Below are 14312 nucleotides of genomic sequence, written 5' to 3'. Positions count from 1 at the left end.
GCGCCGGCCCGGCGCCCGGCGTGGCGGCCCGCCCCGGCACCGGCGAGGCGTCCGGACCCTCGGGCAAGGCCCCGGCCGGCTCCGCTCCGGCGCGGCCGGCCGCCCTCGCGCACCGGCTCCGGGCAAGGCGCGTCGGGCCCGGAAACCGGCAAAAACGGCACCCGTTCCAAAGGCGTCGCAGATGCCGGCCACGGGCCGCCCCGGCCAAGTGCTTGATGCGACTCCGGTTCGCGCGGCACTGTTGCCGCGCGGACTCTAGCTGGGGAAAACGATCGTTTCGGACATGAACCTACTCGCCCCGAGTCTACGCATATTGTAGCCTCCCCCCAGTGAGATACGACATCTCGTGCGGCGGCAATTCCCTGGTGGCGTTTGCGGCGTTGAGTTCGGCAGGTTCGGCCTGCCGAAGGGGTGAGGGATTCCGCCTCCCGGTCGGCACGAAGGAGGCCAAGCGATGAACTGGACGGACGAGCGCGTCGAGCTGCTCAAGAAACTCTGGTCGGAAGGGCTCTCGGCGAGCCAGATCGCGGCCGAACTCGGCGGCGTCACGCGCAACGCGGTGATCGGCAAGGTGCACCGGCTCGGCCTCTCGGGCCGCGCCAAGGCCGTCGCCTCTCCGGCACCGCGCCCGCGCAAGCCGCGCCCGGCGCCGAGCGCCCAGGTGATGCGGCCGATGGTCCAGGGCAACACCGCGCTGGCCCCGGTCGAGCGGGCCATGGCCGAGCCCGAGCCCGAGGTTCTTCCCGATCCGGTCGCCAAGGTGATCCCGATGGGCGAGCGCTGCACCATTCTCGACCTCACCGAATTCACCTGCCGCTGGCCGGTCGGCGATCCGGGCAAGGCGGAATTCCATTACTGCGGCAGCCGCGCCAAGACCGGGTTGCCCTATTGCGCCTATCACGCACGCATCGCCTACCAGCCGGTCCAGGACCGCAACCGGCGCCGCGTCGCGCGCTGAGGTGGGCGCCGCGCCTGCGGGCGCGACACCACACCGCGCCTGCGCGAAGGCCTGACAAGGTGGCGCCGGAACCGACCGGCGCCATAATTGGGACCAACTTTCCCGGCCCGGTCGTCGCATGCTCTTCCGCGCCCCCCCGACGTCGCGACGCAAGACCCCGCCCGAGCCCGAGCCCGGCCAGTTCCGGCTGTGTCTGAGCGCGGAGGAGGTGGTGGTGCAATTGCGCCGCAACCCGCGCGCCCGGCGCTACACGCTGCGCGTGCGTGCGGCGAGCCGCGACGTGGTGCTGACCCTTCCCGCCCGCGGCACGCTCAATGAAGCGCTCGACTTCGCCCGCCGCCATGCCGGCTGGGTGGAGGTGCGGCTCGCCCGCCTGCCGGAGCGTGTCGCCTTCGCCCCGGGCGCCGTCCTGCCGCTGCGCGGCACGCCGCACCGCATCCTCCACCGGCCGCAGGCGCGCGGCACCGTCTGGACCGGCACCGAGGCGGGGGAGGCGGCGCTGTTCGTCGCCGGCGACGCGGCGCATGTGGCGCGCCGGGTGGCCGATTTCCTCAAGCGCGAGGCGCGCCGCGACCTCGTCGAGGCGGCACGCCGGCATGCCGGCGCGCTCGGCGTCACCCTCGCCCGCGTCACCCTGCGCGACACGGCGAGCCGCTGGGGCTCCTGCTCCAGCACCGGCGCGCTTTCCTTCTCGTGGCGGCTTATCCTGGCCCCGCCCTCGGTGCTCGACTATCTGGCCGCGCACGAGGTGGCGCACCGGCGCGAGATGAACCACGGGCCGCGCTTCTGGGCGACGGTGGACCGGCTGTTTCCCGAGCGCCACGCCGCCGAACTCTGGCTGAAGAAGCACGGCGCCGGCCTGCACCGCTACGGGGCGGGCGATTGACATAGGCGCGGCGTCAGGGCCTGGCCGGGCCCGGCTATCCGCGTCTTCTGTCCGTGCGACCTCATCCCCGGGGGTCAAGCCCAGGATGAGGTCGAATGAGCGAGGGCGGCGCCTCAGCCGTTGCCGAACAGCTTGTCGAGCAGCCAGTTGTCGAGGCTCGGGCGCGGCGCCGCCGGGGTGCGCTGCGGGCCGCCGGTGACCACCGGGTCCTCCGGCACGTCGCCGGGCGGGAACTGGCCCTGCGGCAGGTTGCCGGCGGCGACGGGGGCGGGGAATTCGGAGCCGGGCAGCGCCACCACCGGCTGGCCCGCATGTGCCGCCTTCATCACCTGGCTCCAGATTTCCACCGGCAGCCCGGAGCCGCCGGCCTTCTTCGTCGGCGAGGAATCGTCATTGCCGATCCACACGCTGGCGATGAAGCGGCCGGTATAGCCGACGAACCAGGCGTCGCGGTAATCCTGGCTGGTGCCGGTCTTGCCGGCGGCGGGCCAGCCGGGCAGGTCGGCGCGGCGGGCGGTGCCGGTGACCAGCACGTCCTGCATCATCCGGTTCATCATCGCCACATGCGGCGGCGCCATCACCATGCCGCGCCCGGCCTCGGCGTAGGCGTAGAGCAACGTGCCGTCTTTGTCGCGCACCCGCTCGATGATGTGCGGGGTGACGCCGACGCCGCCATTGGCGAAGGGCGCGTAGGCGCTCGCCATCTCCAGCACCGAGACTTCCGAGGTGCCGAGCGCGATGGAGGCGTTGGGCTCCAGCTTGGAGGTGATGCCGAGACGGTGCGCCGTCTTCACCACCTCGTCCGGCCCGACCTCCAGCGCGAGGCGCACCGCCACGGTGTTGAGCGACAGCGCCAGCGCGGTCTTCAGGTCGACCGCGCCGCGATATTCCTTGGAGAAGTTCTCCGGCTTCCAGCCCTTGAGCTGGATCGGCGCGTCGTTGCGGACGGTCTCGGGGGTGAGGCCGCGCTCCATGGCGGTGAGATAGACGAAGGGCTTGAATGACGAGCCGGGCTGGCGCCGGGCCGATACCGCGCGGTTGTACTGGCTCTCCTCATAGGAGCGCCCGCCGACCAGTGCCCGCACCCCGCCGCCGGTGTCCATCACCACCAGCGCGCCCTGCTCGACGCCGAGCTTCTTGCCCGATTTGGCCAGCGCGTCCTTCAGCGCCTTGTCGGCGGCGGACTGGATCGCCGGGTCGACCGTGGTCTGCACGATCAGGTCCTGGGTGACCGGGCCGACGAGGGCCTTGACCTGGTCCATCACCCAGTCGGCGACATAGCCGTAGGAATCCGGCCCCTGCGATTTCGCCAGCGTCGCCGGGCGGGCGAGGGCGGTCCGGCGCATGTCCGGCGTGATGAAGCCGGCCTCCTGCATCGCGCCCAGCACCACTTCGGCGCGGTCCTGCGCGCCGGCCAGGTTGCGGGTCGGGGCCAGCGCCGAGGGCGATTTCACCAGCCCCGCCAGCATGGCGGCTTCCGACAGCGTGACCTGCCGCGCGGACTTGCCGAAATAGCGCTGCGCGGCCGCTTCCACCCCATAGGCGCCGGCGCCGAAATAGACCCGGTTCATGTAGAGTTCGAGGATCTCGTTCTTGGAGTACTTGGTCTCCAGCCAGAGCGAGAGGATCAGCTCCTGCACCTTGCGCGACAAGGTGCGCTCCTGGGTCAGGAACAGGTTCTTGGCGAGCTGCTGGGTCAGCGTCGAGCCGCCCTCGCGCACCCGTCCCCGCGTCAGGTTGACGAACACCGCGCGGGCGAGGCCCAGCGGGTCGAGGCCGAAATGGGAATAGAAGCGCCGGTCCTCGATCGCCACGAAGGCCTGCGGCAGATAAGGCGGCAGCGCCCGCAGCGGCACGCTGGTGCCGCCCATCTCGCCGCGCGTGGCGAAGGCCCGGCCGTCCGTGCCCTGGATGATGACGGTGGGCGGCCGGTCGGGAATGGCGAGGTTCTGGATCGGCGGAAGCTGGCTCGCCTCGTAGAAGACGAGGCCGGCGAGACCGATGGCGCCCCACAGGCCGAGCACCACGCCCCAATAGACCAGGCGGCCGAGCAGGCCGCGCTTTGGCGTGCGGCGGCGCCCGCCGCCACCTGCGCCCCCACGCCCGCCACTGCGGGTGCCGGTCGCGCGGTCGGCCGGGCGCGCGCGGCCGCGGCTGTTCCTCGCCATGCGCGGTTCGTCCTCGTAATCGGCTTCCTCGGCCTCGTCCCACTCATCGTGGCGGCGCCGGGAGACGCGGGGCGGGGAAAGCGGCTTCGGCGGCGCCTTGCGGTCGGTGCGGGCGCGCTCGCGCTCCAGCGGCGCGGGGGCAAGGGTCGGCCGGTCGTCGGCATTCAGGCGCAGGTCGCCGTCGAAGCCGGGCGTCCCCAGCACCGGCTCGCGCCTCTCCCTGTTGCCGCGTCGTCCGAACATGAACCTCCGCCCCTGCGGGCACCTGATGTTGAGCCGGTAAACGAACTCTAAATCAGGGCTTTTAAGCGGGGGTTAAGGGGAGAGAGTGGGGCAGGAGCTAATACCCAAAGACATAAGGGAGCGCGCCTCACTCAGAATGGGCGCTGTCCGAGACCTAGCCGTCAACACGGTCAAGAATGGAGATTGCGCACCCCAGCAAGATTTCGACGCCCACAGATCCTTGGTCAGGCAGCCAATACTTTCGAATAGCTTCCCGCTGGTCGCAAAAAGGCGCGCGACCATCGATTCGACTGTAGGCAGTATAATCAGCGAAATGAAATCTCGCGCCGTGATCGAGCGGAGCTACACGGTAGATTATGTTGCCCGGCGCGCATTGGTCGCGATATGCCATGGCCGAAGGCAAGTCTGGACAAGCGAAAACGCAGTGTAGTCGTGAGGGTGCGGAGGGAGCAAGAGTTTCTCTTGCTAAATCGAGGCAAAGCTCGCGATAGCTTTGAAATGTCCAGTTTTCATTTCGAGGTAGAATTAAATTAATAACACGGCCCCAATTTCCCGGAAGTATAGAGCTTCCAATTCCCAATTGAATAGGTGCGCAATGGTACATAGTTTCAGGAAGAGTCATTGGATAATTCCATCTTTTATTTAATTTGAATAGAAAATGAAATGCGCCTAGAAATGAAGCGAGGTGTCCTCACGCCGCATTGGCCTCGTCGTCGGCGTCGAGTACCTGCAAGAGCGCGCGGCGGATGGCGGAGTGGCGCGCCGCGCCCATGATCTTCGCCCCCATCAGGTCGGTGACGTAGAACACGTCCACCGCCCGCTCGCCGAAGGTGGCGATGTGCGCCGAGGCGATGTTGAGGTTGAGGCGGGAGAGCGTCTGCGTCAGCCCGTAGAGCAGGCCGGGCCGGTCGAGCCCGGACACCTCGATGACGGTGTGGCGGTTCGACCAGGAATTGTTGAGCGTGACCTCGGGCTCCACGGTGAAGGCGCGCGGGCGCCTGGGGATGCGGCGGGCGACCACCTCCGGCAGCCTGATCTCGCCGGAGAGCGATTTCTCGATGGCGGCGGCGATGCGGTCGGCGCGGCGCATCTCGTCCTCGTCGTGCTCGAAGGCGCGGGTCAGCGAGATGGTGTCGAGCGCCCGCCCGTCGGTGGTGGTGCTGATCTGCGCGTCGACGATGTGCGCCCCGGCGCTGGCGCAGGCGCCGGCGATCACCGCCAGCAGCTTGGGATGGTCGGGCGCGAACACGGTCAGTTCGGTGATGCCGCGCTTGGGATCGGTCTTGGCGCGGGTGGCCAGCGCCTTGCCCCGCGCCTCGGTCTCGCGGATGAAGCGGGCGTGCTCGGTCTGGTGGATGCGGTCGGTCTGCAGCCAGTAGGTCGGGTAGTGGCGGCCGGCATAGGCATCGAGCGTCTCCGCGTCCCACTCCGCCATCGCGGCGCGGAACTCGGCCTGGGCGCGGGCGACGCGCAGATTGCGGTTGCTCTCGGAGAAGCCGCCGGTGATGACCGGCTCGGTCTCGTGATAGAGCGTGCGCAGCAGCTGCGACTTCCAGTTGTTCCACACCCCCGGTCCCACCGCGCGGATGTCGGCGGTGGTGAGGATGAGCAGCAGTTTCATCCGCTCCAGATTCTGCACCACGGCGGCGAAATTCTCGATCGTCTTGCGGTCGGAGAGGTCGCGCGACTGGGCGATGGTGGACATGGTGAGGTGCTGCTCGATCAGCCATGCCACTGTGTCGGTGTCGACCGCATTGAGGCCGAAGCGCGGGCACAGGCGGCGGGCGACGCGGGCGCCGGCGATGGAATGGTCTTCCGGCCGGCCCTTGGCGATGTCGTGCAGGAACACCGCGATATAGAGCAGCTGCCGGTTCTTGATCTGCGGCATCAGCTCGTTGGCGAGGCCGTAATCGGGCCGGTCGCCGCGCTCGATGCGCGAGAGCGCGCCGATGGAGCGGATGAGGTGCTCGTCCACCGTGTACGAATGGTACATGTTGAACTGCATCATCGCGACGATGCGGCCGAATTCCGGGATGAAGCGGCCGAGCACGCCGGTCTCGTTCATCCGCCGCAGCACGATTTCCGGGCTCTCGCGCGAGCACAGGATCTCGATGAAAAGCCGGTTGGCCTCCGCGCTGTCGCGCAGCGTGTGGTCGATCAGCTTGAGCGAGCGGGCGGCAAGGCGCATCGCGTCGGGGTGGAAGTTCAGCCCGTGCTTGCCGGCGAGATGGAAGATGCGGATCAGGTTGAGCGGGTCGCGGCCGAAGGCGCTGGCATCGGCGACATTGATGCGGTCATTGTCGACGATGAAGTCGGCGCTCTCCTTCAGCGTGCGCCGGCCCGAACGGCGCAGCCGGGCGATCATCCGGTCGAGCCGCGGCACCGGCTTGTCGTGGCGCTCCTCCAGCGCCGCCGAGACGATGGCGGTGAGATCGCCGACATCCTTGGCCACCAGGAAATAGTGCTTCATGAAGCGCTCGACATCCTTCAGCCCGGGATGGGCGAGGTAGCCGAGCCGCTCCGCCATTTCGCGCTGCAGGTCGAAGGACAGGCGCTCCTCCGCCTTGCCGGTGAGGAAGTGCAAATGGCAGCGCACCGACCAGAGGAAATCCTCGCAGCGGCGGAAGACCTTGGCCTCCTCGGCGGTGAACACGCCCTTGGCCACGAGTTCGCGCGTCTCGTGCACGCGGTAGACATATTTGGCGATCCAGAACAGCGTGTGCAGGTCGCGCAGCCCGCCCTTGCCGTCCTTCACATTGGGTTCGACCACATAGCGGGCCTGGCCGGCGCGCTTGAGCCGCTCCTCGCGCTCGTTCAGCTTGGCGGCGACGAATTCGACCGCCGTGCCCTGCACGATCTCGGTGTCGAAGCGCGCGGTCATCTCGCCGAACAGCTTCTTGTCGCCGATCAGCAGCCGGGCCTCCAGCAGGGCGGTGCGGATGGTCATGTCGCCGCGCGCCTGGCGGATGCACTCGTCGACCGAGCGCGTGGCGTGCCCGACCTTCAGCCCCATGTCCCACAGCACGTAGAGAATGGCCTCGGCGACGCTCTCGCCCCAGGCGGTCTGCTTGTAGGGCAGCAGGAACAGGATATCGGTGTCCGAGCCCGGCGCCATCAGGCCGCGGCCGTAGCCGCCCACCGCGACGATGGCCATGCGCTCGGAGGTTGACGGGTTGTCGGAGGGGTAGAGATGTTTCACCGCCAGCTCGTGGACGAGGGAAATGATCTCGTCCTGCAGCCGGGAGAGCCGCTCGGCGCAGCGCCGGCCCGAGCCCTCCGCCATCAGCCAGCGCTCGGCGGTCTTGTGGCCATGCTGGTAGGCGGTCTTCAGCCGCCGGGCCCACTGGGCGCGCAGCTCGATCTCGCGGCCGGGCTGGCCCTTGTCGAGCACCTGGCGGGCGATGCCGCCAAGCTCGACGCGCAGGGCGTCGATATCGAACAGGTCCTTGAAGGGATGGTCGGCACGGCGGCGGGGTTCGGTCATGGCGGAGTCCGGCTGGTCGGATAACCGCTTTACCCGATCCGGCGGGCGACGTCATCGTGCGCTGCCATGGACCGGCGCGCCGGCGGCGGGCCTTTTCGACAACCCGACGCGTTCGACCCGCCAAACGCGCATGGGCATGCCGCGCGACACCGCCTGCCCAAACGCGACGAGCCAAAACGCGACATGCCCGGCGCGGGGGCCGGGCATGTCCGTCCTGACGGCCCGGCTGGCGCCGAGCGGTCGCTACACGAGGACCGCGCGCGGCGGCCGAACCGTTAGGAGGCGCGTCAGTTGGTGGTGGCGGGACGCGCGTCGGTGGTTTCGCTGCGCATCTGCTCCAGGGTCTTGAATTCCGGCGCCGCGTTCAGCTCTTCCTTGGTCATTGCGACAACGACCTTCTGGCCGTCATCGGTGGGGGTCGGGGTCAGCGAAGCGAACGACACCGCGACCGGCTTGGCGCCGATGCCGAGGAAGCCGCCGACATCGATCACCGCGGCGACGATGCGGCCGTCGCGTTCGACCACGAGGTCGCTGATCGAGCCGAGCTCTTCGTCATTCGAGGTCACCACTTCGGTGCCGGTCAGGTCGGAGCCGAGCCACTGGCCCGCGCTCTGGGCGCCGACGAATTTCGGCGCCGCCGGAGTGGCCATCGCGGCGCTGTCGCCTTGCGCGCCGGTGCCCGGCATGGCGTCGGGGGTCGCGCTCGGCGTGGTGGCCGGCATCTCCGCGGCCGGGGCCTGCGGGTTGCCCGCATCGGGCTGAACCGGGCTGGCGGCCGGCGGGGTGGTGGTCTCCGGCGCCGGGCTCTGGCCGAAAGCGACCGCCGGGGCGAGCGCCAGGGCAGCGGCGGCGGTCAGGGTCGCAAGCTTGCTGGTCATCGTCTTCTCCCGTGGTGTTTCAAGGATTAGGTGCAGATGATCGAACATTGTTTCCGTGTTCATGATCGATCATCGGATCGTCTGTATAAGAAACGAGAAGAGAGAAGAGAGGTTCCGGGTTTTTTTTTAATTTGTGTTCGGTGGTATATAGTTAGGACGAATTCAGTTGATGTGGCTAATCATCGAGGCGTCGGCGACGCAGACAGTCAGTTCCTCGGTGGAAAGGCTGGATTTGGTGACGCCGATGGCGGACAGGCAGCCCTTCGGCGTCCGTGTGGCGCGGGCGGGCGCCGCCGGAGCCGTCTCGGGCCCGGTGTTCACCACGTTGGGGGTCACCGCCGCAGGTGAGACGGTCGGCCGAACCGGAGCGGGCGCCAGCGAGGAGGCGGCCGGCGATCCGACCGTGGACGACGCGGCATCGCGCGGCGCCAGATCGAGCCGCGGGCCCTTGGCGGCGCGATTGACCATCGGCGCCCGAACGACGGGGTGCCGCGCCGCGGCGCCCGGCCCGAACGCCTCGATGGCCACCGGATGCGGCGCCAGCCGGGTCATGGAACCGGTGGCAAGCGCACCGGCGGTCAGCGGAACCATCAGCGCCACGCCGGTCGTCGCGCCGATCAGATAGGCGGAGCCCTTGAAGATGCTGTCGATGCCCGTCATCACGCTTCCCCTCATCCGGCCATGGCCCGCCTGTCGTCGTCACGCCAGATGCGTAGGACACCTGCCGCCGGAACTCTTCCGCGGGCGAATGAATCTTTGAGAAAAGACGCGCGGCCTTCGGCCGCTTTCGTCGGACGGTTAACGCTGGGAAAGGATTCGCGTTCCCGTCAACGATCACGTTTTCGTGCGGGAGAGCGGACGGCCCGGCGCGACGTCAGCGCTCGGGGGTCAGGTGGTATTCCGGAACGGTGACGGTGCACACCAGCCCGGCCGGCGCGAAGTCGAGATCGACGGTGCCGTCGAGGGCGCGGGCGAGATTGCGCTCGATCACCAGGGAGCCGAAGCCGCGCGCCGCCGGCTTCGCGACGGTGGGGCCACCTTCTTCGCGCCAGGACAGCTCGAAGCCGCCGCCCGTGTCCGCCGGGCGCCGCGCCCAGGTGATGTGGACATGCCCGGTCGGCACCGACAGCGCGCCATATTTGGCGGCGTTGGTGGAGAGTTCGTGGATGGCGAGGCCGATATTCTGCGCCGCCTCCGGCTTCAGGAAGATGTTCGGCCCCTTGATCGTGAACTGGCTGTTCTCGCGGTCGAGATGATGGCCGAGCTGGGAGCGGACCATGTCGTTCAACGAGGCGCCATACCAGCTTTCCTGTACCAGCAGGTCATGCGACTTCGACAGCGCCTGCAGCCGGGCGCTGAAGATCTCGACGAAATCGTCGATCGAGCCGGCATGGCGGGCGGTCTGGCGCGCCATCGCCTGGATGACGGCCAGAAGGTTCTTCGAGCGGTGGGTCAACTCCCGCATCAAGAGCCGCAGGTGCTGCTCGTTCTCCTTGCGCTCGGTCACGTCGACGGCGGCGCCGGTCAGGCCCACCGTGGTGCCGGCGAGATCGCGCAGCGGGTCGATGTGGAGGTCGTACCAGCGCTTCTGCCCGCCTTCCTCCACCTCGGTTTCACCCTTGCGGGAAGCGGCGGCGGACAGCGATTCGCGCTTCATCAGGGTGATCGGCCGGGCGCGGCTCTCGCCGAGCAGTTCCACATCGGTCGAGCCGAGCACCTGCTCCACCGGAAAGCCGAACAGCGGCTTGCTCACCGAGGTGTAGCGCAGGTCGCGATCCTGGGTGAAGATGGCGACGTTCGAGCCGCGCAGCGCCATCTCGTAGCGCTGCAGGGCGGTGGCGAGTTCGAGCGTGAGCCGCCGCTGCTCGCTGACCGCGTGGCGGGGCGTCGGCATCTCGATGAGCGCGGCGAAATTCGACCACAGCGCGATGGCGCCGATGGCATTGAGCAGGCTGATCCCCACCCGGACCGCTGTCGGCAGCATCGGAAGCGTGTTCGCGGTGTCGAACAGGACCAGCAGCGAGAGCACGCCGAACAACAGCACCAGGGTCGCCAGGAGCAGCCCCAGCAGCCGCGCGCGGATGGACAGGGCCGGGCGCAGGTGCAGAAGGCGCACGAGCCCCACAAAGATCGCCAGCGACGACAGGACCGTGATCCATCGTGCCGCGTTGTCGACAAGTTCGATACTGGGCAGGGGCATTTATCAGCTCAAGCGGTGGCGCGCTGCTCCCGTGGGCGCGCCCGCCGCTCGAAGAACAGCGCCTGGCTGATGACGGCGGCGACGGTCGAGGGCTGGAAGGGCTTGGCGATCAGGAAGGCGGGTTCGGGGCGGACGCCGGTCAGGAAGCGCTCGGGATAGGCGGTGATGAAGATCACCGGCACCTCGGTCTTCTCGATCAGTTCGTTGACCGCATCGAGGCCCGACGAGCCGTCGGCGAGCTGGATGTCGGCGAGGATGAGGCCGGGAGCCTTGCGGCGGGCCAGATCCACCGCCTCGGTATGGGTGCGGGCGATGCCGGTCACCCGATGGCCGAGGCCTTCGACGAGGCCTTCCAGGTCGAGAGCGATGAAGGGCTCGTCCTCGATGATGAGGACGTCGGTGGCGATCTCCGCCGCCAGTTCCCGCCCGGCATCCTCGACCAGATTGCGCAGGGTGGGCACGTCGATATCGAGAATGCCGGCCGCTTCCTCTTCACTGAACCCCTCAAGGGACACCAGCAGGAACGCCTGCCGCACCACCGGAGTGATGTGGCTGAGGCGGCGCTCGCCCTGCAGCGGGGCGGGCAGCGCATCGACCTGGGCGTTGAGCGCCACGGAATCCCACAGGCGCGTGAGGAGACTGTAGAGCGCCACACGGGGGTCGATGGTCCGATCGAGCGTTCCGGGGTCGGCAATAAGGGTTTCGAGCAGGGCCGTAACATAGGCGTCGCCAGCCGACTGGCTGCCGCTCAGCGCGCGCGCATAGCGGCGCAGAAAGGGCAAATGCTGCGCGACAAGTTGAGAAGTGCTCACTCGCGTCTCCCCGAAGCTGCAATTGTGAAGCGGCTGTTAACGCATCATGCCGCCATCAGTTCCAGTATGCGCGGATTATTTGTCCAGAATCTGCAACGGGTCCGGAACCGTTTTGCGGCTTGCTCGTTGTGACAGCGTAGGAAGCGACGGAGCCATCCTCTTCTCGAGCAGCCCGGGGGCTCAATGTCGGGAAAGAAAATTATGAGTGACGATCAGTCCGAGGGGACGTCCGCGATGGCGGACGCCCTCTCCCCAAGGCTCGACGGCGGTAAGGGAACCGTCCTCGGCAATGAAATACAGGCCAAGATCGGCCAGCACCTGCGTGCCATGTATGACGACGTGGTCCGCCAGGGTGTGCCGGACCGATTCCTCGACCTTCTGGCGAAACTCGACAAGACGGACGAAGTTCCCGGCGAGGGCGGGGGGCGCAAGTGAGCAGATTTGACCCGGCATTGCGCGACGAGATCATCGCCGCCATTCCAAATCTGAGGGCGTTCGCGATCTCGCTCTCGGGCAGCGTCGACCGCGCCGACGATCTGGTGCAGGAGACGCTGCTGCGGGCTTTCGCCAATATTTCCAGCTTCCGGCCGGGCACCAATCTGCCGGCATGGCTGTTCACCATCCTGCGCAATCTGTTCCGCTCCGAATACCGCAAGCGCCGGCGCGAGGTGCCTGATTCCGATGGCGCCTTCGCCGCCACGCTGACCAGCAATCCCGACCAGAACACCCATCTGGATTTCGAGGATTTCCGCACGGCGCTGGACCAGCTGCCCTCCGACCAGCGCGAGGCGCTGGTGCTGGTGGGGGCTTCGGGCTTCTCCTATGAGGAAGCGGCGGACATCTGCCAATGTGCCGTCGGCACCATCAAGAGCCGCGTGAACCGGGCGCGCAAGCGCCTCGGCGAAATGCTCGCGCTCGACGACGTCGACGATTTCGGCCCCGACAAGACCACGCGGGCGGTGCTCGCCGCCGACCAGCCCTGACAGGCCGCCTTATTCGGCGGGGCTGAACAGGCGCCTCCCGGCCTCCTTCCCACCTTCCGACATGTCCCGATCTCGCTGCGTGTCGCCAACGAGAACGCCCCCGGTATGTGCCGGGGGCGTTGTGCTTCGTCATCCCTGCCGGACCCGCTCCGGTGCGGCTGCGGTCGGGCCCGGTGCGTCAGGGCGCCCGGCCGCGGCGCATGAAGCCGAACACGGCCGAGACCAGGAACAGGATGATGGCGACGAAAAAGATGATCTTGGCGATCTCGATCGCGGTTCCGGCGATGCCGCCAAAGCCGAGAACGGCGGCGATCAGCGCGACCACCAGAAATGTAAGCGCCCAACCCAGCATGTCTGCCTCCACTTCGCATTGCGGCTCGCGCCGCCTCGGTGGAACAACCATCGGCGCCCAATAGGGTTCCCGCGCCGGGCCCCTGGCGTCGGCCCGGCCGAAACGGGGAAGGTGAGCGCTCAGATCCGCGCGGTCAGGGCGGGCGCCACGCTGCGAGCTTCCGCCAGCAGCGCGGTGACGATCGGTGTCATCGGCTCGCGGTCGAGCACGACGAGGCCCATCTGGTGCAGCACTTCCGGTCCCTCGATGGGGATGGAGCGGATGCTGGCGGGAAAGGCGAACACGTCCGCCAGCGTGTTGGCGACGACGCTCGCCCATTTTCCGGTCCGTACATGCGACAGCAGGGCGATGGTGGAATTGGCCTCCAGCATCGGCGTCACCGTATGGCCGGCTTCGGCGAGCTGCTTGTCGACAATGCGGCGGTTCTGCATGTCGGGGGTGAGCAGGCACAGCGGCACCCGGCCGATCTCCTCCCATGTCACCTTGGCGCGGTCGCCCAGCGGGGCGTCGATCGAGGTGAGGAAGCGGTAGCCCTCCGTGTAGAGCGGCACGGTCTGCACCCGGCCGAGCGGGTCGTTGTCGAGATAGGTGACGCCGGCGTCGGCTTCGAGATTCTCGATCAGCCGCAGCACCTCCTTGGACGAGGCGGAAATGAGGGTGAACCGCACATCCCCATGCTTTTCGCGGAACGGCGTGGTGAGTTCCGACAGCATCGGCATGGCGGTGGGAATGGCGGCGATGCGCAGATGGCCGGAGAGCCCCTTGCGCATGCCGGCGATCTCCTGGCGCATGGCACGCATGTCGCCGATCACCCGCCGCGCCCATTGCAGCGCCCGCTCGCCTTCCGGGGTGAAGCCGATGAAGCGCGAACCGCGCTCCACGAGGCGCACGCCGAGCTGCTCTTCGAGCTGCTTCAGGCCGGCGGAGAGGGTAGGCTGGGTCACGCCGCAGGATTCGGCGGCGCGGCCGAAATGGCGCTCCTTGGCGAGGGCGAGCAGAAGTCCGAAACGGTCGATCACGCGGGAGGCTTTCTGGGATGGAACGATAGAAACATTCTATCAAATTATCAGAAAAGCCAGTCCTTGCGAATTGGACGGATTAAAGACCGGCGCGCTATTCCGCCGCGCCGCGCAGCGTGGTGGAGAGGGGCGGGGTCGGCAGCAGCTCCGGCAAATGGGGTGCCTGCGCGGGCCCGTCCGCCTCGAATTCGAGCTGCTCGATGCGCTCGCCGCGCTTGGCGATCTTGTCGGCGGAGGTCAGCGCCTGCGCCACGTCCTCGTTCACCTGGCCGAAATGCTTCTGCAGATTGCCGACCCGGTCGCGCAGCCGGATGACGTCGGCGACCAGC

At 68.0% G+C, this 14312-nt stretch carries 12 protein-coding genes and 1 pseudogene; 4 read left to right on the top strand and 9 right to left on the bottom strand.

The genetic code is table 11. The features are described 5' to 3' along the window. The first annotated feature begins 454 nt into the window (after positions 1 to 454). Positions 455 to 958, top strand: coding sequence for a GcrA family cell cycle regulator (locus KHC23_RS15710; RefSeq protein WP_213373606.1), 504 nt, complete (start codon positions 455 to 457; stop codon positions 956 to 958). A gap of 118 nt (positions 959 to 1076) precedes the next feature. Continuing rightward, positions 1077 to 1844, top strand: coding sequence for a M48 family metallopeptidase (locus KHC23_RS15705; protein ID WP_213373605.1), 768 nt, complete (start codon positions 1077 to 1079; stop codon positions 1842 to 1844). Positions 1845 to 1957: 113 nt separating this feature from the next. On the opposite strand, the gene KHC23_RS15700 is transcribed toward KHC23_RS15705, so the two are convergent. The 6 genes from KHC23_RS15700 to KHC23_RS15675 all read right to left on the bottom strand — a co-directional run bounded on the left by KHC23_RS15700 (position 1958) and on the right by KHC23_RS15675 (position 11629). Next, a complete protein-coding gene (locus KHC23_RS15700) occupies positions 1958 to 4255 on the bottom strand; it encodes a transglycosylase domain-containing protein (protein WP_246544662.1) in 2298 nt (765 codons plus the stop codon). 691 nt (positions 4256 to 4946) lie between these two features. Next, positions 4947 to 7739, bottom strand: a complete 2793-nt coding sequence (locus tag KHC23_RS15695) for a [protein-PII] uridylyltransferase (RefSeq protein ID WP_213373604.1) — start codon at positions 7737 to 7739, stop codon at positions 4947 to 4949. 287 nt (positions 7740 to 8026) lie between these two features. Then, positions 8027 to 8617 (bottom strand): PRC-barrel domain-containing protein, encoded by a 591-nt coding sequence (locus KHC23_RS15690; protein WP_213373603.1) that lies wholly within the window; start codon positions 8615 to 8617, stop codon positions 8027 to 8029. 162 nt (positions 8618 to 8779) lie between these two features. Next, positions 8780 to 9277, bottom strand: a complete 498-nt coding sequence (locus KHC23_RS15685; RefSeq protein ID WP_213373602.1) for a hypothetical protein — start codon at positions 9275 to 9277, stop codon at positions 8780 to 8782. A gap of 214 nt (positions 9278 to 9491) precedes the next feature. Then, positions 9492 to 10817 carry a sensor histidine kinase gene (locus KHC23_RS15680; RefSeq protein WP_213373601.1) on the bottom strand — a complete coding sequence of 442 codons (1326 nt, stop codon included), beginning with the start codon at positions 10815 to 10817 and terminating at the stop codon, positions 9492 to 9494. Positions 10818 to 10825: 8 nt separating this feature from the next. Then, on the bottom strand, positions 10826 to 11629 hold the full coding sequence (locus KHC23_RS15675; protein ID WP_213373600.1) for a response regulator: 804 nt from the start codon (positions 11627 to 11629) through the stop codon (positions 10826 to 10828). Positions 11630 to 11830: 201 nt separating this feature from the next. Between KHC23_RS15675 and KHC23_RS15670 the strand changes: the two genes are divergently transcribed. Then, positions 11831 to 12064, top strand: a complete 234-nt coding sequence (locus tag KHC23_RS15670; RefSeq protein ID WP_213373599.1) for a NepR family anti-sigma factor — start codon at positions 11831 to 11833, stop codon at positions 12062 to 12064. After that, positions 12061 to 12612 (top strand): sigma-70 family RNA polymerase sigma factor, encoded by a 552-nt coding sequence (locus KHC23_RS15665; RefSeq protein ID WP_271188650.1) that lies wholly within the window; start codon positions 12061 to 12063, stop codon positions 12610 to 12612. The genes KHC23_RS15670 and KHC23_RS15665 overlap by 4 nt, the downstream gene beginning before the upstream one ends. Positions 12613 to 12790: 178 nt before the next feature. Here KHC23_RS15665 and KHC23_RS15660 read toward each other — a convergent pair whose 3' ends face one another. From KHC23_RS15660 to KHC23_RS24445, 3 genes and pseudogenes are all read right to left on the bottom strand, one after another. After that, on the bottom strand, positions 12791 to 12964 hold the full coding sequence (locus KHC23_RS15660; protein ID WP_018389091.1) for a DUF1328 domain-containing protein: 174 nt from the start codon (positions 12962 to 12964) through the stop codon (positions 12791 to 12793). Positions 12965 to 13083: 119 nt separating this feature from the next. Next, positions 13084 to 13983: a LysR family transcriptional regulator gene (locus tag KHC23_RS15655; protein WP_213373598.1), complete on the bottom strand. Its 900-nt coding sequence runs from the start codon at positions 13981 to 13983 to the stop codon at positions 13084 to 13086. Between the two features lie 94 nt (positions 13984 to 14077). Next, positions 14078 to 14312 (bottom strand): annotated as a pseudogene (locus KHC23_RS24445) (DNA recombination protein RmuC); the annotation flags it as partial.

The sequence above is a fragment of the Ancylobacter dichloromethanicus genome, from assembly GCF_018390645.1.
Taxonomy (GTDB): Bacteria; Pseudomonadota; Alphaproteobacteria; order Rhizobiales; family Xanthobacteraceae; genus Ancylobacter; species Ancylobacter dichloromethanicus.
The sequence above is the reverse complement of the archived record's forward strand: the minus strand, read 5'-3'. Positions and strand labels throughout refer to the sequence as shown.

What these genes read in the sequence shown, in the direction of transcription:
- KHC23_RS15660 (WP_018389091.1), bottom strand. Translation starts at nt 12,964, where the DNA reads ATGCTGGGTTGGGCGCTTACATTTCTGGTGGTCGCGCTGATCGCCGCC.
- KHC23_RS15690 (WP_213373603.1), bottom strand. Translation starts at nt 8,617, where the DNA reads ATGACCAGCAAGCTTGCGACCCTGACCGCCGCCGCTGCCCTGGCGCTC.
- KHC23_RS15680 (WP_213373601.1), bottom strand. Translation starts at nt 10,817, where the DNA reads ATGCCCCTGCCCAGTATCGAACTTGTCGACAACGCGGCACGATGGATC.
- KHC23_RS15705 (WP_213373605.1), top strand. Translation starts at nt 1,077, where the DNA reads ATGCTCTTCCGCGCCCCCCCGACGTCGCGACGCAAGACCCCGCCCGAG.
- KHC23_RS15670 (WP_213373599.1), top strand. Translation starts at nt 11,831, where the DNA reads ATGAGTGACGATCAGTCCGAGGGGACGTCCGCGATGGCGGACGCCCTC.
- KHC23_RS15700 (WP_246544662.1), bottom strand. Translation starts at nt 4,255, where the DNA reads ATGTTCGGACGACGCGGCAACAGGGAGAGGCGCGAGCCGGTGCTGGGG.
- KHC23_RS15695 (WP_213373604.1), bottom strand. Translation starts at nt 7,739, where the DNA reads ATGACCGAACCCCGCCGCCGTGCCGACCATCCCTTCAAGGACCTGTTC.
- KHC23_RS15710 (WP_213373606.1), top strand. Translation starts at nt 455, where the DNA reads ATGAACTGGACGGACGAGCGCGTCGAGCTGCTCAAGAAACTCTGGTCG.
- KHC23_RS15685 (WP_213373602.1), bottom strand. Translation starts at nt 9,277, where the DNA reads ATGACGGGCATCGACAGCATCTTCAAGGGCTCCGCCTATCTGATCGGC.